General features: G+C 60.1%; 19 protein-coding genes. 4 read left to right on the top strand and 15 right to left on the bottom strand.

What is annotated here, in order from left to right; all coding sequences use genetic code 11:
* Nucleotides 1-8: 8 nt before the first annotated feature.
* Complete coding sequence (locus EXY20_RS31210; RefSeq protein WP_235886283.1) at nt 9-1,664, bottom strand: spore germination protein; 1,656 nt, start codon at nt 1,662-1,664, stop codon at nt 9-11.
* 62 nt (nt 1,665-1,726) lie between these two features.
* On the bottom strand, nt 1,727-2,707 hold the full coding sequence (locus tag EXY20_RS31205; RefSeq protein WP_135556343.1) for a TRM11 family SAM-dependent methyltransferase: 981 nt from the start codon (nt 2,705-2,707) through the stop codon (nt 1,727-1,729).
* A gap of 231 nt (nt 2,708-2,938) precedes the next feature.
* Here EXY20_RS31205 and EXY20_RS31200 point away from each other — a divergent pair, with 231 nt between their 5' ends.
* Together EXY20_RS31200 and EXY20_RS31195 are read left to right on the top strand one after the other, a co-directional pair.
* Nucleotides 2,939-3,736 carry a (2Fe-2S)-binding protein gene (locus tag EXY20_RS31200; protein WP_135556342.1) on the top strand — a complete coding sequence of 266 codons (798 nt, stop codon included), beginning with the start codon at nt 2,939-2,941 and terminating at the stop codon, nt 3,734-3,736.
* A gap of 577 nt (nt 3,737-4,313) precedes the next feature.
* Complete coding sequence (locus EXY20_RS31195) at nt 4,314-6,497, top strand: N-6 DNA methylase (RefSeq protein ID WP_167859651.1); 2,184 nt, start codon at nt 4,314-4,316, stop codon at nt 6,495-6,497.
* Nucleotides 6,498-6,504: 7 nt separating this feature from the next.
* Here the strand turns inward: EXY20_RS31195 and EXY20_RS31190 are convergent, their stop codons facing one another.
* Together EXY20_RS31190 and EXY20_RS31185 are read right to left on the bottom strand one after the other, a co-directional pair.
* On the bottom strand, nt 6,505-6,948 hold the full coding sequence (locus tag EXY20_RS31190) for a MarR family winged helix-turn-helix transcriptional regulator (RefSeq protein WP_135556340.1): 444 nt from the start codon (nt 6,946-6,948) through the stop codon (nt 6,505-6,507).
* A complete protein-coding gene (locus EXY20_RS31185; protein ID WP_135556339.1) occupies nt 6,932-7,429 on the bottom strand; it encodes a glutathione peroxidase in 498 nt (165 codons plus the stop codon). The genes EXY20_RS31190 and EXY20_RS31185 overlap by 17 nt, the downstream gene beginning before the upstream one ends.
* Nucleotides 7,430-7,622: 193 nt before the next feature.
* Here EXY20_RS31185 and EXY20_RS31180 point away from each other — a divergent pair, with 193 nt between their 5' ends.
* Together EXY20_RS31180 and EXY20_RS31175 are read left to right on the top strand one after the other, a co-directional pair.
* Complete coding sequence (locus EXY20_RS31180; protein ID WP_135556338.1) at nt 7,623-8,612, top strand: BadF/BadG/BcrA/BcrD ATPase family protein; 990 nt, start codon at nt 7,623-7,625, stop codon at nt 8,610-8,612.
* A gap of 108 nt (nt 8,613-8,720) precedes the next feature.
* Nucleotides 8,721-9,371 (top strand): HNH endonuclease, encoded by a 651-nt coding sequence (locus EXY20_RS31175; protein WP_135556337.1) that lies wholly within the window; start codon nt 8,721-8,723, stop codon nt 9,369-9,371.
* A gap of 27 nt (nt 9,372-9,398) precedes the next feature.
* Here EXY20_RS31175 and EXY20_RS31170 read toward each other — a convergent pair whose 3' ends face one another.
* The 11 genes from EXY20_RS31170 to EXY20_RS31120 all read right to left on the bottom strand — a co-directional run bounded on the left by EXY20_RS31170 (nt 9,399) and on the right by EXY20_RS31120 (nt 21,533).
* Nucleotides 9,399-10,946 (bottom strand): sensor domain-containing diguanylate cyclase, encoded by a 1,548-nt coding sequence (locus EXY20_RS31170; RefSeq protein ID WP_135556336.1) that lies wholly within the window; start codon nt 10,944-10,946, stop codon nt 9,399-9,401.
* Between the two features lie 160 nt (nt 10,947-11,106).
* Nucleotides 11,107-11,436, bottom strand: coding sequence for a chaperone CsaA (csaA, locus tag EXY20_RS31165; RefSeq protein ID WP_135556335.1), 330 nt, complete (start codon nt 11,434-11,436; stop codon nt 11,107-11,109).
* 72 nt (nt 11,437-11,508) lie between these two features.
* On the bottom strand, nt 11,509-12,138 hold the full coding sequence (locus EXY20_RS31160) for a hypothetical protein (protein WP_135556334.1): 630 nt from the start codon (nt 12,136-12,138) through the stop codon (nt 11,509-11,511).
* A 72-nt stretch (nt 12,139-12,210) separates the two neighbouring features.
* The gene (gene hprK, locus EXY20_RS31155; RefSeq protein WP_135556333.1) at nt 12,211-13,119 is read right to left on the bottom strand and encodes an HPr(Ser) kinase/phosphatase; all 909 of its coding nucleotides are present in this window, start codon (nt 13,117-13,119) and stop codon (nt 12,211-12,213) included.
* Nucleotides 13,120-13,260: 141 nt separating this feature from the next.
* Nucleotides 13,261-13,893, bottom strand: coding sequence for a ribonuclease H (gene rnhA / locus EXY20_RS31150; RefSeq protein ID WP_135556332.1), 633 nt, complete (start codon nt 13,891-13,893; stop codon nt 13,261-13,263).
* Between the two features lie 5 nt (nt 13,894-13,898).
* Nucleotides 13,899-14,576: a DUF2238 domain-containing protein gene (locus EXY20_RS31145; RefSeq protein ID WP_135556331.1), complete on the bottom strand. Its 678-nt coding sequence runs from the start codon at nt 14,574-14,576 to the stop codon at nt 13,899-13,901.
* A 150-nt stretch (nt 14,577-14,726) separates the two neighbouring features.
* A complete protein-coding gene (locus EXY20_RS31140) occupies nt 14,727-15,440 on the bottom strand; it encodes an alpha/beta hydrolase family protein (protein WP_135556330.1) in 714 nt (237 codons plus the stop codon).
* A 24-nt stretch (nt 15,441-15,464) separates the two neighbouring features.
* Entirely contained in the window at nt 15,465-17,321 is a 1,857-nt protein-coding gene (locus EXY20_RS31135; protein ID WP_135556329.1) for a cache domain-containing sensor histidine kinase, read from the bottom strand.
* A 64-nt stretch (nt 17,322-17,385) separates the two neighbouring features.
* On the bottom strand, nt 17,386-19,002 hold the full coding sequence (locus EXY20_RS31130) for a response regulator (RefSeq protein WP_135556328.1): 1,617 nt from the start codon (nt 19,000-19,002) through the stop codon (nt 17,386-17,388).
* A gap of 94 nt (nt 19,003-19,096) precedes the next feature.
* Nucleotides 19,097-20,440, bottom strand: a complete 1,344-nt coding sequence (locus EXY20_RS31125; RefSeq protein WP_135556327.1) for an FAD-dependent oxidoreductase — start codon at nt 20,438-20,440, stop codon at nt 19,097-19,099.
* 13 nt (nt 20,441-20,453) lie between these two features.
* Entirely contained in the window at nt 20,454-21,533 is a 1,080-nt protein-coding gene (locus tag EXY20_RS31120) for a Gfo/Idh/MocA family protein (RefSeq protein ID WP_135556326.1), read from the bottom strand.
* Nucleotides 21,534-21,545 lie beyond the last annotated feature (12 nt).

Here is a 21,545-nt window from a genome sequence, read left to right as displayed (position 1 = left end):
CGGAACGATTACGAGCGGCCGGACGGCTTGCGCGGTTTGCCGGCACGGCGGCGAACCCGGTTGTCCCGGCTGAAAAAATGCGGCCGCTTGCGCATGCTCCAGATCGGCAAACGCAGCAGCGTATCCTTCTGGTCCTCCAGCCGGAACGGTGCGAAGGGCGACGTAAACGGAACGCCGAACGAACGCAGGCTCGACAAGTGAAGCAGCAGGGCGATGAAGCCGATCGTCATGCCGAACAGACCGAAGCTGGCGGCCATCGCCATGAACAGAAACCGCAGAATGCGCAGTGAAATCGCCACCTCGAAGGCAGGGATAACGAAGTTCGCGATCGCCGTAAGCGAAACGACGATCACCATCGCCGGCGAAACGAGTCCCGCCTGCACGGCCGCATCCCCGAGCACGAGCGCCCCGACGATCGAAACGGCCTGGCCGATCGCCCGCGGCAGTCGCACGCCCGCTTCACGCAAAATTTCGAAGGTCACCTCCATCATGAGCGCTTCCACAAACGCCGGAAACGGCACGCCTTCCCGCTGCGCGGCCAAGCTGATGAGCAGGCCGGTGGGCAGCATTTCCTGATGGAACGTGGTGATGGCAATATAGAAGCCGGGGCCGAACATGGCGATAAAAAAACAAAGCAGCCTCAGCAGCCGGATCAGGCCATACGTATACCGATGGTAATAATCTTCCGCCGCCTGGAAAAACTGGACAAACACCGCCGGCGCCAGCAGCACGAACGGCGTGCCGTCAACGAAAACGGCGACTCGCCCCTCAAGCAAATTGGCCGCGACCACATCCGGACGCTCCGTGTTGGCTACCGTCGGGAACAGCGCGTACGTTTCGTCTTCGATCATTTCCTCGATATAGCCGCTTTCCAGGATGCTGTCGACGTCGATTCGTTTCAGACGGATCAGCACCTCCGTTACGACCGATTCGTCCGCAATGCCGGAAATGTGCATCACTTCGACGTTCGTTCTGGTCACGCGCCCGATCTGCAGCTGCTCCGTGCGGAGGCGCTTGTCCTTCACTTTGCGCCGGACCATCGCGGTATTGGTGCGCATCAATTCCGTAAACCCTTCGCGCGGCCCGCGCACCGACGTTTCGGTGGCCGGCTCCTCCACGCCGCGCTCCTCGCCGCCAGGCGTATGCAACAGCAAGGCGCCTGCGTACCCGTCGAACAGGAAGACAGTCGCGCCTGACAGCATAGCGTCGCAAGCTTCGTCCGCCGTCGACACCGCCTGCATGCTGTCGGCGGGAATGGCGACATACTGGACGAGATCGGCCCAATCGTACTGCCGGCTCATGCTCGCCAGCCGGTACTCGCGCGCGCAGCGAAGCAGCGTCTCCATATTGCCGCGCACCGCGCCGCCGTCGACGAGGCCGTCGATATACAACGCCGCTCCTTCCCCGGATGCAGGGGCGGGCAGTTCGTTGTCAGGCAGGTCGCATACCCCCGGATGCATGCCCGAGCAGTTCCCGGAGGGAACGACCAGGGGAGCAGTCAGCGAAGCTGACGACCAGGGCGAACGACCGGCCGCCTCGGGTTCGCCGCCGAGCTGGAACGGGCGCACGACAAAGTCGCTGCTGTTTCCGAATTGTTCCGTCATCAGGCGTACGCTTTGCGCCAGACTGGCGGGAATGGCAAGGGTCGCATCGGGCGGATTCATGGGATGGGCCTCCGGCTGGCGGGAATGAGTTCACTTCCAGTCATTCCCGCCAGCGGAGTTTTTCATACGAGGGGAGAGGGAACGGGGCGAAATGAGGATGATTCGGCGGCAAGCACTTGCCTGGCGAAGCTGCCTTTGCTGACCGTACAGCGGTCCTGTATGGCAAAACCCGCCGCCGCGACATCGGCGTCGATCGACTCCGTCGACACGATGACGGCGCGGTGCGCCAGGCGCCGGACGGCGCGCAGCAGCTCCATGCGCTCGCCGGCGGAAAGCACCGAGCATAAATTGTACGGCAAATCGACGATCGCCGCGTCATATGCGCCGTTCAGTTCGCGCATGTCGCCCAAGGCGACGGCATCCTGCGGCATGCCGAAATGGGCGAGATTGTCCCGCGCCCCGCGTACGGCCAGCGGGTTGATGTCGAAGCCGGCGATGGCGATCCCCATCGACATCGCTTCGACCAGCACCGTGCCCATGCCGCAGCACGGGTCGACAAGGCGCAAGCCGGCCGGCTCCGGCGCGGCGATGTTGACGAGCGCCCGCGCCAGCCGGGTGCCGAGCGCGGTCGAATAATTGCGCGGCTTCCGGCTGTTGCGCAGCCAGACGGCCGCGTTGTCCTCGCACGGCCCGAACAGCCAGCGCCCGTTCGCCCGCGCGATGCCGAACACAGCGTCCGGCCGCTTCATATCGGCCCGGCCGACGACGCGCGCGCCGATCAGCCGCTCGATGCGCCGCCGCTCGTCGTAATCCGCGGCGTCCTCGTCGGCCGGCACGTATACGATCTTGAACGTTGCGCCGTCCAGCCGCACCGTCCGCTCCATCTGCGCCGCAATTTGCTCCGGATCGCCGCTTTCGGCAATCACCTCGATCCGCTGCTTCACGAACGGGCTGCGGCTCGCATCGATCGCCCGGCGGCTGACGACGAAGCGGCCGCGGTCCACGGCCGGCAGCCCGTCGCCGCCGAACAGCGCGCGGCGCTCCATGCCGCCAAGCAGCTGTTCGTCCTCGTGGCAGGCGAATGTATATAGGTACTCGTTCATCGAATTGCCTCCGCTCATTCGGGTTCGGTACCAGTATAATGGGAACGAAGACGAAAGTATACGAGGCGGGGAGCCGCCGAGTCTGCTTCGCGGGCAAGCGCGGACAAGTGCGGACAAACGCAAACAAAGAAAGAATTTACAGCGCGGGCCGATTGCCGTATACTTTTTGATAGCTGAATTCGTGAAAATGATTCTCATTTTTATTAACGCATCGCCCGAGGAGGAGCAACGTTGGAGCAATTGCTCGCGCTGGCCGACAAATTTTTTCACATCTCGCTCAAAGGAGCGGACGATCCTGCATTCTCCGCCCCTGTCGCCGAGCTGCTGCAGCCGGACACGATGGCGCAGGCGCTGAATTGCAGCCGCGACCTGCTGAAGGCGCACGGGCTCGATTTGCCCGCGTCGCATATCGGCATGGGTTTCTTCGGCCTGTGCGCGATCGTGCAGCTCGGCATTTCCCAGTACAATCGCGTATTGGACCTGACACCGGACAACCTCGAGTTCCAGCTCGAACAGCACGAGGACCATGCGCATACCGTGTTCCGGATCAAGGAGCTGCGCTGGAGCGACCTGCCTGCAGCGGAAGGACGCGACGAAGCGGTGACGGAAGCGTTGACCGCGTATTACCGCGACACGATCAGACCGATGCTCGCGGCCGTGGGGGCCGGTGCGGGCGTCAAGCCCGACCTCGTCTGGAACCAATACGGGGCGCGCATGGCGTTTGCCCGCGATTTTGTCTTGGAGAACGATCCGCGCGAAGCGGCGCGGGTGCGGTTTCAGGCCGACCTGAAGCTGCTGGAGCAATTGCCGGCCGAGCTGTTCGGCCGCCGGCGCAATCCTTTCGTGCATGAAGCGGAATATATCGACAGCCCTTACAAGCCCGGCGCCAAGCTGATGGTCCGCTCCTCCTGCTGCATGTATTACCGCCGCGAGAACGGCGAGAAGTGCTACAATTGCCCGATTCTGAAAAGCGGCGAACGCGAGGCGCTGAAACGGAAAATCGAGGAGAAGCGCGAGCAACCCGCTTGACGGTACGAGAAAGTGCCGGAATGCCCCGAAGGCCGATCACGCGCAGGCTTCGGGGCATTCTTTTTATTGATTTTCGTCGATCTTGCCGAAGGGCCTGCTGGAAGCGAAATAAGCCATAAAAAGTGGCTTATTTCCCCATTTCGCCCTTCCCCCTCCCAAATAGCCAGTGAAAACACTGGTTATTGGGACGAAACAAGTCCAATCCGGTTAGATCGACACGAATAGCCAGTGAAATTACTGGCTATTTTGTGGCGACTGCCCCTTTTGGACCAAATAGGCCATAAAAGATGGCCTATTTCGCAACAGCGCTCCCGCAGCGTCCTGTCCCGAACAAACAGTTGCTTCGCCTGCGCATCACACCGTCCAACCAGTAGGTGATATGCTGCTACAGTAACTCGAACAAATAACGAACGACCATGATATGAGTTTGCTGCCAAGGTCGCCGCTCGTGTGCGAACTTATGGGACATGACACGTGCACCTGCTTCGTTATGCGTGTTGACGAACAGTTCCCCCTAGCCTAGCCATGCGGTATGATAAGGGCAATGATCAATGAAAACGCGCAGGAGAAGAACAACATGCCGGGGGAACCAATCGACGAACGAACAAATGTGAAGGCAAGCGTGCAGCCTGATGTGCATGCTGACGCCCCTTCCGGCGCGCAGACTCGCGAGCGATGGCTAACCGTCGCCGATGCCGCGCAAGCGCTTGCGGTGTCGGAGGCGACGGTGCGCAACTGGCTGCGGGCCGGCCGCCTCGCCGGCTCGCGGCGCGGGCGCTCCCTCGCGCTCGACGAGCGCGAGCTGCTCCGGCTGCGCGAGTCGCTGCGCAGCGGCAAAGACACGCGGCTGCGCAGCCGCCGCAACAAATCCGCCGTAGGCGGCCGCGCGCTCCCGGCCGCCTACGGCACCGGCAAAACCGGCCGGCACCTGGCTTCGGCCATCGCCGAAGCCTCTGCCGGCGCAGACGATGCCGCGCTCGCGCTGCTGGAGACGGCGCTGCTGCTGCTCGCCGACCGCGGCCGCTTGCCCGCGGCCGGCAGCGCAGCAGCCGGCGGCGCGGACCGCTCGCTCAGCGAGCGGTTCGCCGCCGGCGAGCTCGACGCGGCGCCTTATGCCGCCATGCTCGCGGCGATTTGCCCGCCTTCGCGGGTGGCGGCGGCGAGCAAAGACGCCCTCGCGGCGCTGCGGGCCGTCGCGCGGCTGCCCGTCGCCTTCCGCGAAGGCGAAGATTTGCTCGGCCTGCTCTACATGTCGCTCACCATGCTGCGCACGCGCAAAAAAGGCGGGAGCTACTACACCCCCGCCCCCATCGCCGCACAGCTCGTCGACCAATGCCTTGAGCTGTGCGAAGACGAACCCGCGCCGCGTTTCGTCGATCCTTGCTGCGGCACGGGGATGTTCCTGATACGCGCCTACCTGGCGCTCAAAGCCCGCTTCATTGCCCGCGGCATGTCGGCGGCGGAAGCGGACAAGCTCATTCGTTGCCGCTGCCTGACCGGCTGCGACATCGACCCGGTCGCCGTTGCGCTCGCCCGCGTCAACCTGGCGCTGCTCGGCGAACCGCCCGGCCGGAGCGACGTCGGCGACCGACTGTTCGTCGGCGACTCGCTCGAGCCCGCGCCCGAGCCGGCCGGGCTGAGCGACGGCGCTTACGACATCGTCGTCGGCAATCCGCCGTGGGGCGTACCGTTCGCGAGCGAACAGCGCAAGCGGCTGGCCGGCCGCTACGAAACCGCAGCCGCCAAAGGCGATTCGTTCGCGCTGTTCCTCGAGCGCGGCATCGGCTTGCTCCGCCCCGGCGGAACGCTCGCCTTCGTCCTGCCCGAATCGCTGCTGGCAGTCGGGGCGCACGAGCCCGTGCGCAAGCTGCTGCTCGAACGCAGCAGCTTGCAACGCATCGAAGCGCTCGGCCAGTCGTTCTCGCACGTGAACAGCGACGCGATTGCGCTGACGCTGCGCAAGTCGCCGCCAGACGGCCGCCACCGGGTCGCGATCGCCGGCAGCGACGGGAACCATCGCGCGCTGCAGCGGCGGTTTGCCGGCAACGAAATCTCCGTCTTCAATATCGGCGCCACAGGCGGCGATCATCGCATCCTCGAGCGGATGCGCGCTGCAGGCGGCGGAAGTCTCGCCGGCCATGCCGAATTTGCGCTCGGCATCGTCACCGGCGACAACAGCCGCTGGGTGCTTCGCGACATGCCGGATGGCGGCGAAACCGTCGTGGCCGGCGCCGACGTTTTTCAATACAACGTGTTTCCGGCCGAGCCGCGGTATATTCGGTTCCGGCCGGAGCAGTTCCAGCAGGTCGCTCCCGCCCGCATGTACCGTGCGCCGGAGAAGCTGCTGTACCGCTTCATCAATGCGCAGCTTGTGTTCGCTTACGACGAAACGGGTTTGCTCTCGCTGAACAGCGCGAATGTGCTCATCCCGCAGCTGGACGGTTTTCCGGCCAAAGCGGTGATGGCCGTGCTGAACTCGCGGGCGGCGCAGTTTTATTACCGCTGCGCTTTCGCTTCGGTCAAGGTGCTGCGCCGGCACATCGAGTCCATCCCGCTGCCGCGCTGCCTGCAGCCCGAACAGGAGCGGCTCGTCCGGCTGGTCGACGGCATGCTTGCCTCGCGCAACGCAGCGGAAAGAGCGTCGATTTACGAAACCATCGACGCCCTCATCATGGATCTGTACGCGCTGCCGCCGGCAAGCGCGGCGCGCATCCGGGCCAAATTTCCGGCGCCCCGCTTCCTGACGCCAGACTCCTTCTAACGCCGCTTCATTCCGGCGCCTTCAGCCGGGCCAGGAGGCGGCGCAGCGTGCCGAGCAGCTCCAGCGCCTCCGCTTCGGTGCCGCCCGCACCGGCAAGCAGCTTCTCCGGCAAACAGGACGCCTGCTCCTGCAGCGCCTCGCCTGCGGCTGTCAGCCGCACGACGACGCGCCGTTCGTCAAGCGGATCGCGCTCGCGCACGACCAGCCCGGCCGCTTCCATCCGCTTCAGCATCGGCGTCAGCGTACCCGAATCGAGCTCCAGCCTGGCGCCCAATTCGCTCACCGTCGCGGTTTCCCGCTCCCACAGCACCAGCAGCGCCAAATATTGCGGATACGTGATGCCTAGCTCATCCAGCAGCGGCTGGTACAGGCGGGTAACCGCCCGCGAGGAGGCATACAGCAGAAAACAAAGCTGGTTGTCCAGCTTCATTCGTTCATTTGGCTGCCGCATACGGCGCTCCGATCAGCCGTTCGATTTTGCTGACGATTCTGGCCGGCGTTGTCGTGGGCGAAAACCGTTTGACGACGCGGCCGTCCCGGTCAATGAGGAACTTGGTGAAGTTCCATTTGATGCCCGAGCCGAACAGCCCTCCCGCTTCCTTCTTCAAATAACGGTACAGCGGGTGCGTCGCGTTGCCGTTGACGTCTATTTTGGCAAACAGCGGAAAGGTAACGCCGAAGTTGATCCGGCACGCTTGTTCGACCTGGCCGTTGTCGCCCGGCTCCTGCTCGCGGAACTGGTTGCACGGGAAACCAAGCACGGTAAAGCCTTGCTCCTTGTACGTCTGATAAAGCTTCTCCAACCCGTCGAATTGCGGCGCGAGTCCGCATTGGGTCGCCGTATTGACGATCAGCAGCACCTGGCCGCGATATTCGGCCAGCGTCTTCTCTTCGCCGCCTATCGTTTGCACGTTGAAATCGTATATGTTCATGGTGCGGTCCTCCTTCGAATCAATTTTATACAATTTAATTTTACACAATTTAAATTGATTTGAACAGCCGTTTTGCTTATGCATCCGAGAGATCGTTCAAACGGACTTGTGATTGTGCGGATTGCGGGTTACGATCATATACACCGAGGAGGCATCGCCATGATGCCGTCCATCATGAAAGGAGCCGACCCGCATGGACCAACGTATTGTGATCGGCATCGACGGAGGGGGAAGCTATACGCGGGTGATGGCGGCCGATCCGTCGGGGCGCGTGCTAGCTTATTCGCAAGGAGGCCCGGCGAACGCGCACAAGGATCCGGATGCCGTGCGGCATGTCAGGCAAGCGATAGAAGCGGCGTTGCGGGAAGCGAAACGGAGCGAGGCCGATGTGGCGGCGATCGTCGCCGGCGTGGCGGGGCTGGATCGCGACGAGGATCGGCCGTGGGCCGACGCGTTGATCGATTTGCCCGGCATGCGCGGGGAGAAGCTGGCCGTCAACGACGCCCGAATCGCCCAAGCCGGCGCCTTGCGCGGACAGCCGGGCATTATCGCGATCGCGGGAACCGGTTCGATCGTTTACGGCGTGGACGAGTCCGGCGAGCAGCGGAACAATTATCAATTTCGCCACTATGCTTATGCAGCCGCCAGACATCTCGCTTACGATGCCGTATTCCGAATCGTCGCCGGAGAATATGCAGCGGAAGACGAAACATTCGTTCGACAGGTGCTCGCCTACTGGGAGGCGCCGGACACGGGTTATTTGGGCGGGCTGGCGAAAGACGGATTTCGGCGGGACAGGCAGGCGTGCGATCGATCGTTTGGCCTGATGGCGCCGCTGGTGACGGAAGCGGCTGAAACCGGCAGTCCGCTGGCCGCATCGGTTTGCCGAACGGCAGCGGAACAACTGGCGACTGGAGTCCGGCTGATCGGCGCGGGATTTGCGGATCAAGCCGTCGACGTCGCCTTGATCGGCGGCGTTGCGCGTTGCCGTTATATGCGCCGCCATTTGGTTCGTGCGCTGGGCCAACCAACGATGCAACCCCGCCGCTACACCGTTGTCGAGCCGGCCTTTTCGCCGGCAGCCGGAGCCGTACTGATGGCATTCCGGCTATCGGGCATGGCGGTCACGGCGAATATGGAGCGGCAGCTGGCGGACAGCCCGCATTCCCGCACTTTGGCGTGAGGCCTCGCCACGATGAGCCCAAATTTGCCTGCGGGCATCCCCACTGGAAGTGAACACACACGATTCGTTATACTGTAAGAAACGATAAGCGAAAATGGAGACAGCCCCATGACGAACGCCGGCACCACCGACAAGGCCATGAAAATATGCTCGCGCTGCGGAGTGCCCCGGCCGCTGCAGGAATTCAAACGCAGAACCGGGCGCAGAAGCCGTTCGGGCGAGCGCCGCGGCGCCTGCAGAACGTGCCGGCAAGCCGTCGGCGTTCCCGTCGGCGAAGAAGCCGCCGCCGTACCGATCTCGCACACGCACGCCCACGCGCCGCGTCCTTCGCGCCGCGCCACGATCCGGCCGCTCCCGGGGCAGCCGGATTTCGCCATCCCGTCCACCGGCTTCGACCTGCGCGCCTTGCGGCCGGACCGCACCGGCGTCGTCCGCATGCGCGGCCGCACGGATAAAGGCAAACGCTGGCTTCAGCCGACGGATATGGAAACGGCCGTTACGCTCGTACGGGAAAAAGCCGCCGTCGTCGTAAGCCCGCATACGATCCGGCGGCTGTTCAGCAACAAGGAATTCCGCGATTATATTTTGGATCGGGACGGCCGCATCTGCTTCTTCTGCGGCGGCCCCGGCGACACGCTCGATCATCTCGTGCCGCGCTCGAAAGGCGGGCATACGACTCCGGTCAACTGCGTCTGCGCCTGCAACGAATGCAACCAATCCAAAGCGAATCGCGACCTGGACGATTATTTGAGCCAATAGCCCGGGCCTGGCCCGGCTCTTATGCCCTTACGACGTTTCCGGCAGCATATGGAAGCTGTTGCGGCCGCGCTGCTTGACGTGATAGAGCGCCTTGTCGGCGCTGCTGAGCAGCGCGTCGCTGTCCAAGCCGTTGCCCGGATAGAAGCTGGCGCCGATGCTGAGCCGAATCGGAATCCATTCGCCGTCGACGATGAGCTTGTTCGTTTCGAGTTCCCGCTGCAGCCGTTGGATCAGTTCCTTGACCGCCTGCGCCGATGCGACGGGCTGGAGGAACAACACGAACTCGTCCCCGCCCAGTCTCGCCGCCATGCCGCCCTGCGGCATCGCTTCGCGGACGATCGACGCCAGATGCGACAACGCCTGGTCGCCGACCGCATGGCCGTACTTGTCGTTCAGCTCCTTGAAGCGGTCGATGTCGAACAGCACGACGGCCAGTTTATGTCCGTGCCGTTCGGCGCCTTCTATCGCCGCGTTCAGGCTCTCGTTGAAATAACGCCGATTCGGCAGCCTCGTCAGCGGGTCGTGATAGGCAAGAAACGTCACTTCCCGCTGGTTCTTCTTCTCCTGCGTAACGTCGCGCACAATCAGGATGAGATGGGGCTGATTGTCCACCAGCACATAGTCGCCGTCCAGAACCACATCCACTTGTTTGCCGCCGATATCGATCGTCATTTCGCAATTGCCGATGTCTTCCTTCGCCCGAATCCGCCGCTTCACATCCTCGCTCAGAATGGCGAAAAACCGGGTATAGTCGAGCTTCATCTCCCGACACAGCTGCCTGGCGCTCGGATTCGCTTCCTTCATGTTCCCGTGCACATCCATCAGCATGATCGCCGCGGGGTTCAGGTTGAACAGCCGCTCGTATCTTTTGTCGATATGGTTGAGAAAATCGTACTTCAGCATCGTGCGGCGAAGCAGCACGCACCAGGCGAAGCCGCCGTAAATGTACGGATACGGAGGCAACCAGCCTTTGAAGTCGATCAGGCCGATCAGCAGATTAAAAAACGCCGTCACAACCACGCCAAGAATAAGCTCGTTGTATATTGCGCCATGCTCCGCGGAGACGGCATGCTTCTTTCCTTTGGACAAAATCATTACATAAGCGAGATTGAACAGGTTGCTGCCGACCATTGCGATGTAATAAGCTTCGTTGTACACGGGCAGCTTCCAGATGCCTGCCTCGTGGAACTCGTTGCCCGAAATCATCTGGTCGTTCACCAACAAGTTGACGATAACAAGAAACGTCGGCACATAACAAAAAGCCGGATACAAGTACCGGGGCATCTTGTGCTCCAGTCCGGCCAATTTGATAAACAAGTGCAAGCCGAAACCCGTGATCGTAATGCCCGCGGTGCTGAACCAGATGACGGAAATCATCGGGCTGTAGGACAAGGGCAGCATTTGCCGCACATACTCCTCGGTAAACATCAGCATGCAGCACAAAATAATGCCGCCCGCCAGCCGATGCTCGGCGCTCCTGCGATTGCGCACGATGACGTCCATCAGCATGAAGACGAAAAAAATCATCGGCAGGAAGTGGGTAAAAAGTGGCACGATAACCTGAGATAACGTCAAAGGGGACCCCTCGCTTCCTCGCAAGATAGTCCCATTTTAACGCATTTTTCGCCTGTTGTGACAAAGTACGCCATGTCTTTGGCATTTCCGACCTTATATTTGCGCGTTTTTCAGAAAACAGGCAGGCTATTTGCAACATAACGTAGCGTTATGCATAATGTCACGCGACGGGCGTTCCGTTCGGCACCGGCGCATCGACGGCGAGCAACGCGACGTCTCCCGGTTCGGGCACACCGCCGAGCACGAGTACCTCCGACTCGAACCCGGCAATGCGCCGCGGCGGAAAATTGACGACAGCCGCCACTTGCCGCCCGATCAGCGCTTCCGGTTCGTAGCGCTTCGTAATTTGCGCGCTGGAGCGTTTGACGCCGAGCGGGCCGAAGTCGATGCGCAGCTTGATCGCCGGCACGCGCGCCTCCGGGAACGCCGCGGCTTCGACAATTGTGCCGATGCGAATGTCCAATTTGCTCCAATCTTCGATCGTTGCCATAGTTGTCCGGTATCCTCCTTGTGAAAAGAAAAACCAAGGGCGGGAAAGCACCCTTGGCCTGATGAGCTGCTTTTATACCAATCTGGCCCGGTCCAGCTCCTCTTTCCGCTCGTCCTTCAGCTTCCATAGCGCCTGGATGAACGGGTCGGCCGGATCGCGGTTGAGCAGGTAGAGCGCAAGCAAAAATTGCAGCGGCATCGCGCAAGTATTGACCCCTTCGATCAACAACGGGAAGCCCGCTTCCAGCACCGGCCCGTGCTCGGGGTGAACGTCCAGATCAACGTACACGGTGTCTTCTTCGAATTCCGCGCGCACCGTCTTCGCGCAGTAAGGCACGATGACGTTATCGAACAGCGCCTTCGCTTCGTCTTCCGTCTGCGGCGGCTGCGGCAGCGGTCGGCTGTCGCCTTCGCGAATCATGTCGACGAAGAACGATTCGACATACCCGGCAGGGTCGTTGCCTTCCTGGAAGCGCGGAATCAGCTCCGTAGCGAAGAAGCCGCAGGCGTATACCTTGTCTTCCTTGATCAGTCCGTATGCGTACATCGGTCCGTAGATCGGGTGCTGGCCGATGTTGCTCTGCACCTGGTAATCTTCGAATTGCGAGTCCAGTATATGCTCGACAAGCCGGAAGAGGCCAATGATGGCTTCGTGCTGCTCTCTGGCGGCTTGTTCGTTTTCGTCCGTTTCGTGTTGCGACATGGATGGTGCCTCCTTATTCTCCCGCCATTTTCAATAGTCCCATCTTACCACGTTTCCCGGCAAAACGTAACATTACGGCATTTCCAGCCGCTTCATGAAATCTTCCGCCGCGGAGTAGCCCTGCTGCCGCAAGTACCAGTTGTTCGCGGCCGCCTCCACCAGCCCCGCGACGTCGCGGCCGGGCTGCAGCTGGATTTCGATATGCGGGATGCGGATGTCCATGTATTCCGTAAATTTCTGCTCCAGCTCCAGTTCGTTGTAGAGCGCGTTGTCCTGCCATTTGGTCAGCTCGACATCGAGCACGATGCGCGTTTCGTCCTGGAAGGCGCTGCGCCCGTAAAGCCGCGACACATTAATCAGGCCGATGCTGCGCAAGGCGAGAAACTCCTTCGTTTTGCCGTCGTGGGTGCCGAGAATCGTTTCCGGTCCGGTTTTCTTCAGGATGACGATGTCGTCCGCCACCAGCCGGTGACCGCGGCGGATCAGCGAGTGCGCGGTTTCGCTTTTGCCGACGCCGGACTTGCCGCGCAGCAAAATGCCGATGCCCGACACATTGACGCAAACGCCGTGAACGGCGATTTCCGGTGCAAGCGCTTTCGACAAAAAGGCGTCCGTCAAATCGAGAAACCGCGCCGTCGGCAGCGGCGAACGCAACAGCGGGATGCCTTCTTCCTCGCAATATTTCTGCAAATATTTAAGCCCTTCCAAATTTCGCGTGACCACGAAACAGGGCGGATGATAATTGACGATGTTGCCGATGTGATGATTGCGTTCTTCTTCCGTCAGCTTGTGCAAATACGTAATTTCTTTGCTGCCGAGCACCTGAACGTGCGCATGCGGGAAAAAGTCGAAATAGCCGACAAACTCGAGTCCCGGACGATGCGCCCGCGGCTTCGTAATTTCACGCTGCAACTGGCCGCTGCCCGCCAGCACCTCGAGCTGAAAGCGATCCACCAAATGTTGTACGGTTACGGTTTTCATCCGTGTTCCCCTTTCGCCGGACCGATTAGCCACATGCATATAGGAGCATTATAAGGCACAAGAAGGCGAAGCGCCAATCGGGAAAATGGCAAAACAGCGACACCGCCATCTCCTCGTGACAGTGCCGCCGTTCCCTGTTCGTTACTTCCGTCCGTAATCCGCTTTGATTTCGCCCCACGCGTCGGTTTCCCACTTCTTCACCTTGTTGTCGTATCGGTTCGTGCGCAGCCAGTTGACGGCGCGGTCGACCAGATCCCAAATCTCGCGCGTCGACTCGTCGCGCACGAGCGAAGAAGCGACCGCTTTCTCGCCAACCCATTTGAGCGCGTTGCGGGAGTCGGAGTAGACGGTTTTGCTGCTGCCTTGCTGCTTTAAATAAGCGAGCGCATGGACGATGGCGAGAAACTCGCCGAGGTTGTTCGTGCCTTTGGCAATAGGGCCGTACGAGAACAGCACGTCTCCCGTGCGGGTGTCGACGCCCTTGTATTCGACCGGCCCCGGATTGCCGCGCGTGCCGACGTCGACGGAAATGCTGTCGTAATCGATTTCGCCGGCCGCCCGCTTGTTTGCCGCAGCGGAAGCTTTCGGCCTGGACGCCGCGGCGAACGACGCTTTCCAGCCTTTGCGGTACGCCGCCTCCGCTTCCTGTTGCGATTCGTACGACTTGTACCTGGCGTCCGGGAACTCGGCCACCTGCGCCTGGCATTCCGCCCATGTCCGGTAAACGCCCGGCGTCCGGCCCACCCAGACGACATAATATTTGGACTTCCCCATTTCGCTCACCTTTCGTTTGCCGCATTCCCTCCTACTATATCATGTTCGCGCCGGTTATGCCGCCTGCCGAGCCACTGGCGAAGCGCCAGGAATAAGGCGGCAACCGCAGCTCCGCAGAGCGCGGAAAGCATATCCTTTTGCGTATCGAGCACGTCTCCCTGCAAGCCGAGGTACTGACCGGCCAATTGCGGATTGGCGATCAGCGCCACAGCCATTTCGGCGATTTCGTACAGCGCGCTGGCCGCCATCAGAACGGCCAACGCATAAATATAGCGCCACACGCCGCGCAGCTTGGCCGCTCGGCTGGCGATTTCGAGCAGCGGCGCAACCAGGAACAGCCCGAACGCCGTATGCACCACGCGGTCGTACATGCTTCGTTGCACCCCCATGTGAGCGCGCAGCCACGTATCGAACGGCGTGTTCTGGTAGCCGTAATGAGCGCCAACGGCATGCAGCAGGCAAAAGATCGCCATCAGCACATAAGACGAGGTGCGGAACGCAAATTTGCGGTACGTCAGCGCCATGGCGAGCAGAAACGCAAGCAGCGGAACGTTCTCCAGCCACCAGTCCGAGCGGTCGGTCGGCGATTTGGCCAGCAGGAGCCAGGCATACAGGAGCAGCATAACAGTGACGAGCAAAATCCGGTGGCGAGCGAAAGGCGCCTGGCAGCGAAGTGTAGCCATGGGCAAGTCTCCCGTCGGGTAAAGTTCCAAATGACGATACCGCTAGGATTCCCCCGCCCCGGCCAAATCAAACGGCCCGACACAAGTCGGGCCGCGATGGCCACCGAGGCCGCAAGGTCTGGCCCCCGATCGATTGCGAAAGAAGCAGCCTCACACAAACCGCCGCATCCATTCGATCGATTCCTGAGCCATCTCCGTCGTGAAGTCGTGCTTGACGCCCCGATATACGCTCAGCTTCATCAAGCTATCCTCCCCGTCCCTTCTCCGGAGCAGGTCGCTCAGTCGCTCCGCATGCGGAAGCGGCACCAGCGGGTCCTCGTCGCCTGCGAGCAGCAGAAGCGGCATATTCGGAATCGCCGACCACCGGTTGATCGGCTGCTCGTCGCGCGCGAGCGCCTCCAGCTTGCTAATGTCAGCCTCCATGCTCCTTAATCTTTCTCCCAATTCCGCGTTATGGAGAATGTCGGACCAGACCGACGTCGTAATGGCGGATACGGCGGCCCGGACCGACCGTCTCGTTTGCGTCAAATATTTGAGGACGATCGCGCCTCCCATCGACACTCCGAGCAGTCCGACACGATTCCCATCCACCTGGGGATGATCGCTGTACCTGTCAATCAGCTCGTCAAGTTCGCGCCCGGTCTCGATCATCGCTTCCAGCAGCGGCGGATCGCCTTCGCGCCGCTTGCGTTGCCCGTGATAACAAGCGTCGATCGATACGGCGAAGCAACCGATGTTTGCGAAGCGGGCCGCCATATCCAGCATGTTCTCCTTCTGCCCCGTCCAGCCGTGGCAAACGACGACCAGCGGCTTCGGACCGGCCATGCTTCCGTTGTTCACTTCCAATACACTCATCGCATCCATCCGCGTCAAGCTCCTTATCTTATGCTATTGCGACGGTCCGTCGCCGGCAACGTTTTCTTTTGCACGAATCCACAGGCTCACGGTTGTCCCGTTGCCGGGCTCGGACTCGAAGGAAATGCCGAACCCCTCGCCAAAAAACAACCTCAGCCGTTCTTTGGCGTTCATCAGACCGTAGGAGGAACCGCTTTCGCCGAATGACCGGGTTGTGCCGTCCGGTTCTTCCCGAAGCATCGTTTGGATGCGCTCCGTCTTCATGCCGATCCCGTTATCCGCGACGACAAACTGGATCAAATCGCCGGACAACCTGACCGCGACGGTAATAACGCCCTTGCGGTCGCGCAAGTTGTGGATGCCATGGATAACCGCATTTTCGACGATCGGCTGCAGGATGAGCTTGGGCATCGAGAATCGCTCCAGCCCCGGAATCGTGTCCAGGCGATAGTCGAATTCGCCCGTAAACCGGCTTTGCTGGATGTCCAGATACACCTGGACCAGTTTCAGTTCGTCCGCTACCGAAACCGTATCCCGCCCCTTGTTCAAGCTCAATCGAAAATAATTGGCCAGCGATCCGATCATGGCGCTGATATCCGGCACTTTTCGGCGAATGGCCATCCAGTTGATCGTATCCAGCGTATTGTACAGAAAATGCGGATTGATCTGGGCTTGCAGGGCCCGCAATTGCGCCTCGCGTTCCTGCACTCGGGAAAGATACGTTTCCTCCATCAGCTTGCCCACGGTTCCGACCAAGTGGGCCACGTCCTGCTCCAGTCGCTTGACGCTGCCTCCCGGGCCTTGCTTGACCGGCATTTGAAGCTGCGAAATGCCGCCCCGACGGATCGTCCCGATCATCCGGCGCACCCGGTCGCTCATTTGCCGCAGCATAAACGCAGTCACAATAAACAGGAGCAGGGCAAACAGCAAGGTCAGCCAGACGAAGCTTACGATGCCCGAATAGTGATTTAACTGGGCCGATCTTCGCGAAATTTCCTCGGCAGGCACTTCGCTTACCAGCTTCCAGCCCGTTGGGCCCAGCGTGGTAAACACGGCATAAGTCGATTCGCCGCCGGCAAGCTTGAACCGCACAATGCCGTCTTCCCCGCGGGAAGCCAATGATTCGTGAATTTTCGTTTCGGTACCGATGGTCGACCGATCGGCGTCGTATACGACCCGGCCTTCTTGATCGACCATATACAGCCGCTCGTTGGGGGACCCGATATTGGCCAGAATCGATTGGATGACCTGCGCCTGCACATCCACAACGAGCACGCCGTAAGACTGGTCCAATTGCCGGAAGCTGCGCAGCATCCGCGCGCATGACAGAACCGGTACGGTTCCTTGATCGATAAACCGTTCCTCGTACAACGGAGTCCAATAGATGGCTCCGTTTCGCTGCGTCACCTGGCGGTACCACGGCTTGCTCTCCAGCTGCGCGATCGAAAAAAAATGAACTTGCTCTCCGGTCAATAAACTGCCGGGATGAACGAAAAGTCGAATGCGGAAAATATCCGCCGACGTTTTGGCGGATAAGAGGATGGCATCCATTTCGTTGTAATAATCGATGACAGGGCCGATTTCCGCCTGGTTCTGGCTATGAAACAGATCGTCCTGGAGCCTTGTATTCATCAGCAGCGTATTGGACACGTCCGCAACCCGGTTGAATTGATAGGACACATTGAGGCCCGCCTGTCGAATCGTTTGCAGCATGGAGCGCGTAACCTCTTCCTCCAGAATCGTATTGGATCGCCGATCGAAGAAGTTAAGCAGAATCACGCCCGGAAGGACGATCAGAAAGAGGTAGCCGACGATCCACCATTTGGCCGATCGCAGCCAATGGAGCCATCGGCCGGTCCATTCTTTCCATGCAGTCGAATCGGATGGCATCTCTCTCAACCCCCGGCAATCAATGCGTATCCAAAAAGTCGGCTTGCGGCTTGTTGAACGACCTTTACAAGAAGCGATCCCTGTAGGCGGAAGGACTCAACCCCGTATACTTCTTGAACTGCTTGCTGAAATAGCTCGGATCGGAGTAGCCGACCGCCGCCGCGATTTCATAGAACCGGTTGCCCGGATCCGCAAGCAAGCGCTTGGCCTGCTCCATGCGGGTGCAATAGAGATATTCGTGAATCGTGCCGCCCGTCTCCTGCTTGAAGAGCATGCACATATACGTCGGATTCAGAAACACTTCTTTCGCGATATGGGCAACCGACAAATTGTCGGCATAGTGCTGCTCGATATGTTTTTTGATGAGTTCAATGTAATAGCCGTTCTTTCCTTCTTGCTTTTCTACGATAACGCGGACAATATCGTTCAAATAGGCGGTCAGCTGCTCCCGTACATCGTGCAACGTATCCAGCCGAGGCAGAACTTCCCATAGCTCCGCTTCATCGCGCTCCATCTGTTCGTTCCATAGCCCCAGCTCCAGGGAAACGCGGGAGCCGAGCAGCAGCATTTGAAAGGCGGCATTCAAGCCGAATTTAAACCGGAGCGTGCGCTGGCTCCCGAGCTCCTGGAATACGTCGGCCACAACCCGGTTCAGCCCTTCCCTGTCTCCCGCGCAAATAAGGGCTTCCAGCTTCTCGGCCACCGCGGCGTCAAATTGGGGGGCATGAGGAGATGGCGTCTGAATCTTGTTCATTGCTATTACCCGATTCTTGCCCAGGTACCAGCGTTGGTTAAGCGCCGCCCGCGCCATCCTGTAGGAACGGTGAAGCTCCCTTGGGCCGTCTACCCTCTCGCCGATCCCGATCGTTACATTGAACTTGAGCCATCGCTGGATATTTTCCCGCACCTCTTCGGCAACCCGAAACAACAGCTCCGCTTCGTCGATCAGTTGCGTATCCCATAGAATCGAAACAAATTCACCATTTCCATATTCAATCACATATCCCTGAATATGGCGGTCGATTAGCTCCTGGCAAATGTTCAGAATGGCGTAGGCGAGCAGTTGACGGTCACGCTCGAGCAAGGGAAAGAATTGCTCGGGTTTATCGTCGATGTCGATTACCATGACCCAATAATTGGCCTCGAGCGGCCAGTTCAGCTCGAGAAACTCCAGCTTCTCGCGCGTCCGCTCCCCGGTTGCCGGGGCTTCCCGCAGCAGGGACACCACATATTTCTCCCGAAGCACGGGCATGCTTTCCAGAAGCTTTTCCTGCATCGCTTTGATCCGTTGATCCTGACGCAGCTTGCTTTGCAGCGTCCCCGTAATGCCGAGCAGCACCTGATGCAGCTCGTCAAGGTTAACCGGCTTCAACATGTAGTCGAAAGCATTGATTTTCAACGCGGACTTGAGGTATTCGACATCGTCGTAGCCGCTGATGAACAGGATTCTGGTCGCCGGCAGCCGGGAGCTGACTTCATAAGCGAACTGGATCCCGTCCATAATCGGCATCCGAACGTCGGTAATGACAAGATCGGGCCGGAGCTGCTCGGCGAGCTGCAACGCAAGCTCGCCGTCGTTGGCTTCCCCGACAACCTCGATGCCGTACTGACTCCATTCGATGCAATCGCGCAGCCCCGTGCGAACCGACGGTTCATCGTCGACGATCAAGAGCGTAAACATGCGCTCCGCCTCCCAAGCGTTTGTGATAACAAACGCCGCTTCGAAAGCATATGCCAAGCGTTTGTGATAGCAACCGCCGCTTCGAAAGCATATGCTAGTTGGCGTCGTTCCCGTCGCCGATCCAAGCCCCTTGCCTGACGAGCTGGCGCTGCAAAACGGCCATGTCGAGCTCTCGCGTATTGGTCTTGCCGGCTATGGTCAACAAGGCCCCGGCGGTGCCGGCGGCTTCCCCGAAGGCGAAGCAGGTCGGCATCACCCGCATCGAGCCCTGGGTCGTGCGATCCGCCGAGATGCTTCGCCCGGCCACGAACAGGTTGGCGAAGTCGACGGGAAGGAGCGAACGGTACGGAATGCCGTGCGATTTGCCGGGCGGCAAGTATATTTTGTCGATAAACGTTTTGCCGTCCCGCAAAGGCTTCGATAAATGAACGTCGATGTAATAGGCGTTGCGCGCTATATCGTCCGGAAACGAGCGGCACGTTGTAAAATCGTCGAACGTAACCGTATAGTCCCCGACGATCCGGCGCGTTTCGCGAATGCCGATCTGCTCTCCGGTTTGCGCCACTACCGCCTCTTCGAACCCGGGAATGTGGCGTCTGAGCCAGTCGGCAATATGGTGGACCAGCTTGCGGCCTTCCACCGCCCCTCGGGTCAAATCCTCCGCGTTCGTGCCGTCAATCCCCGCGATATGGCCGAAATTGAAGCCGCACGTCGATTCATTGTGAAAGGCAATGGCCGCCCAGTTGTGAAGAACCTTCAGCTCCCCGCTGGCTTTGCCTCGTTCGATATGCGCATTCAGCTTCCCGTGTTCCCTGGTGAACGCTTCGAAACGGCTCCGATTCAACCGGTTCAGGACGAAACACATCGTCGCCGGCTGAAGCTCTCCCTCTTCGCCGCCTTTATGAAACTTCCCGCCTGCGCGGAACACGAGATCCGCATCGCTTGTGGCATCGATGAACCACTTGGCCTTGACCGCATGGCTGCCGCTCTTGTTATGAATCACCAGCGCCTCCACCCGGTCGCCGCTGCGGATGACGTCGCTGATGCACGTGTGGAAGAGAAGGCGAACGCCCGCTTCCTCCATCTTGGCATCGAGCAGAAGCTTGAGCGTTTCCGCTTCGATCGGCACCCAGTCGACAATATCCCGGTACGCTTCCTTCAATCCCGGCTGCATGGCATCCTTCATCGCTTGCAGCACTTCCAGGCCGATGCCGCGAATGACCGGCTTTTCCTGATCCGAGTAAGGCGTATAGGCAGGAACAAGCGAGACGGTCGCCATGCCCCCCAGAAATCCTCTTTGCTCCACCAGCAGCACGGAAGCGCCGTTCCTCGCCGCCGCAAGCGCCGCGCCGATCCCCGCCGGCCCTCCGCCCGCTACGACGACATCCGCTTCGGCAAATACCGGCAGCCTCGTTTGATACGAATACGACTGGTCCATCGCCACGTTCCTCCTATTCATTGCCGGGCTGACGCATGGCGTCAATAATTTGTCGGAACAGGACAAGATCTTCCCGCGCATCCTCCGCCGACGTTTTGGGCTCCAGCCGCTCCGTGACGGCCCGGTGGAAATGCAGCAATTCGCGTGTATAAGGATCCTGATAGGTCGGTCTCAATACTTCCGTCCGATAGGAGTCGCCGTCCGTTTCGGAGACGGTAACGACTGCCGGGAGGTGCCGGATATAGGGCGTTTCATAATCCACCTTGACCGTTTGGGTTGGACTCATGACCTCGATCATCCCGTCAAACCGGCCTTGCTCGTCGATGCCGGTTTCAAACAAGGCGCGGAAATCGCCGTAATCGAACAGCACGGAGTAGAATCTGCCGCCCCGCCAATATTCGGCGGAAACGACCCGCTTCGGCAAGCCCAGCATCTCTCTCATGGCGGAAATGTCGTGCGAGCTTAAACCGAGAAGCAGCTGGTATACGGACACCAGTTCGCCGCTCGCTTCGCCGATCGCTTCGCGCACAAGCTTGCGGCCGCGTTCACGGCGATCGGCGACAGCCCATCCCGGAAGCTCGAAGCGCTGCACGACGGACGACTGGGAGATGAAATAGGCGTTGGGCCCAATAAGATCGCGAACTCTTGCATACGTAATTTCCTTCATGCCGCGCACCTTGTCGACCGCCTGCTCGAAGGCGGCGGCGAATCTGCGCATGTACCCCACCATAACGGTAACGCCCATCCGATTTTTGGCCGCGATGATTTCGTCCGCTTCCCTGATCGTAACCGACATCGGCTTCTCGATCAACACGTGCTTGCCGGCATTGATTGCGGCAAGCGCCCCTTCCGTATGATATTCGTTGCTGGTCAGCACGAATACGGCATCCACATGCGGATCGCCCGCAAGCTTGTCGAATTGGGTATATTGGGCTGCGCGAGGATAGTCGCTTCCGATGCTGCGAACAAGCTCCGGCGACACATCGCAAAGGGCGGTCACTTCAAACCGATCCTGCAGCTGCTTCAGGACGGGAAGATGAATCACCTGCGCCACTTCCCCCAATCCGATCAAACCAACCCTGATTTTCTTCATGGCTTTCGCTCC

Origin of the sequence: Paenibacillus cymbidii (assembly GCF_004764705.1) — a bacterium.
Classification (GTDB): domain Bacteria; phylum Bacillota; class Bacilli; order Paenibacillales; family NBRC-103111; genus Paenibacillus_AN; species Paenibacillus_AN cymbidii.
This window is presented reverse-complemented; position numbering and strand designations above follow the sequence as displayed.

What these genes read in the sequence shown, in the direction of transcription:
- EXY20_RS31210 (WP_235886283.1), bottom strand. Translation starts at nt 1,664, where the DNA reads ATGAATCCGCCCGATGCGACCCTTGCCATTCCCGCCAGTCTGGCGCAA.
- EXY20_RS31205 (WP_135556343.1), bottom strand. Translation starts at nt 2,707, where the DNA reads ATGAACGAGTACCTATATACATTCGCCTGCCACGAGGACGAACAGCTG.
- EXY20_RS31195 (WP_167859651.1), top strand. Translation starts at nt 4,314, where the DNA reads ATGCCGGGGGAACCAATCGACGAACGAACAAATGTGAAGGCAAGCGTG.
- EXY20_RS31190 (WP_135556340.1), bottom strand. Translation starts at nt 6,948, where the DNA reads ATGCGGCAGCCAAATGAACGAATGAAGCTGGACAACCAGCTTTGTTTT.
- EXY20_RS31185 (WP_135556339.1), bottom strand. Translation starts at nt 7,429, where the DNA reads ATGAACATATACGATTTCAACGTGCAAACGATAGGCGGCGAAGAGAAG.
- EXY20_RS31180 (WP_135556338.1), top strand. Translation starts at nt 7,623, where the DNA reads ATGGACCAACGTATTGTGATCGGCATCGACGGAGGGGGAAGCTATACG.
- EXY20_RS31175 (WP_135556337.1), top strand. Translation starts at nt 8,721, where the DNA reads ATGACGAACGCCGGCACCACCGACAAGGCCATGAAAATATGCTCGCGC.
- csaA (WP_135556335.1), bottom strand. Translation starts at nt 11,436, where the DNA reads ATGGCAACGATCGAAGATTGGAGCAAATTGGACATTCGCATCGGCACA.
- EXY20_RS31160 (WP_135556334.1), bottom strand. Translation starts at nt 12,138, where the DNA reads ATGTCGCAACACGAAACGGACGAAAACGAACAAGCCGCCAGAGAGCAG.
- hprK (WP_135556333.1), bottom strand. Translation starts at nt 13,119, where the DNA reads ATGAAAACCGTAACCGTACAACATTTGGTGGATCGCTTTCAGCTCGAG.
- rnhA (WP_135556332.1), bottom strand. Translation starts at nt 13,893, where the DNA reads ATGGGGAAGTCCAAATATTATGTCGTCTGGGTGGGCCGGACGCCGGGC.
- EXY20_RS31145 (WP_135556331.1), bottom strand. Translation starts at nt 14,576, where the DNA reads ATGGCTACACTTCGCTGCCAGGCGCCTTTCGCTCGCCACCGGATTTTG.
- EXY20_RS31140 (WP_135556330.1), bottom strand. Translation starts at nt 15,440, where the DNA reads ATGGATGCGATGAGTGTATTGGAAGTGAACAACGGAAGCATGGCCGGT.
- EXY20_RS31135 (WP_135556329.1), bottom strand. Translation starts at nt 17,321, where the DNA reads ATGCCATCCGATTCGACTGCATGGAAAGAATGGACCGGCCGATGGCTC.
- EXY20_RS31130 (WP_135556328.1), bottom strand. Translation starts at nt 19,002, where the DNA reads ATGTTTACGCTCTTGATCGTCGACGATGAACCGTCGGTTCGCACGGGG.
- EXY20_RS31125 (WP_135556327.1), bottom strand. Translation starts at nt 20,440, where the DNA reads ATGGACCAGTCGTATTCGTATCAAACGAGGCTGCCGGTATTTGCCGAA.
- EXY20_RS31120 (WP_135556326.1), bottom strand. Translation starts at nt 21,533, where the DNA reads ATGAAGAAAATCAGGGTTGGTTTGATCGGATTGGGGGAAGTGGCGCAG.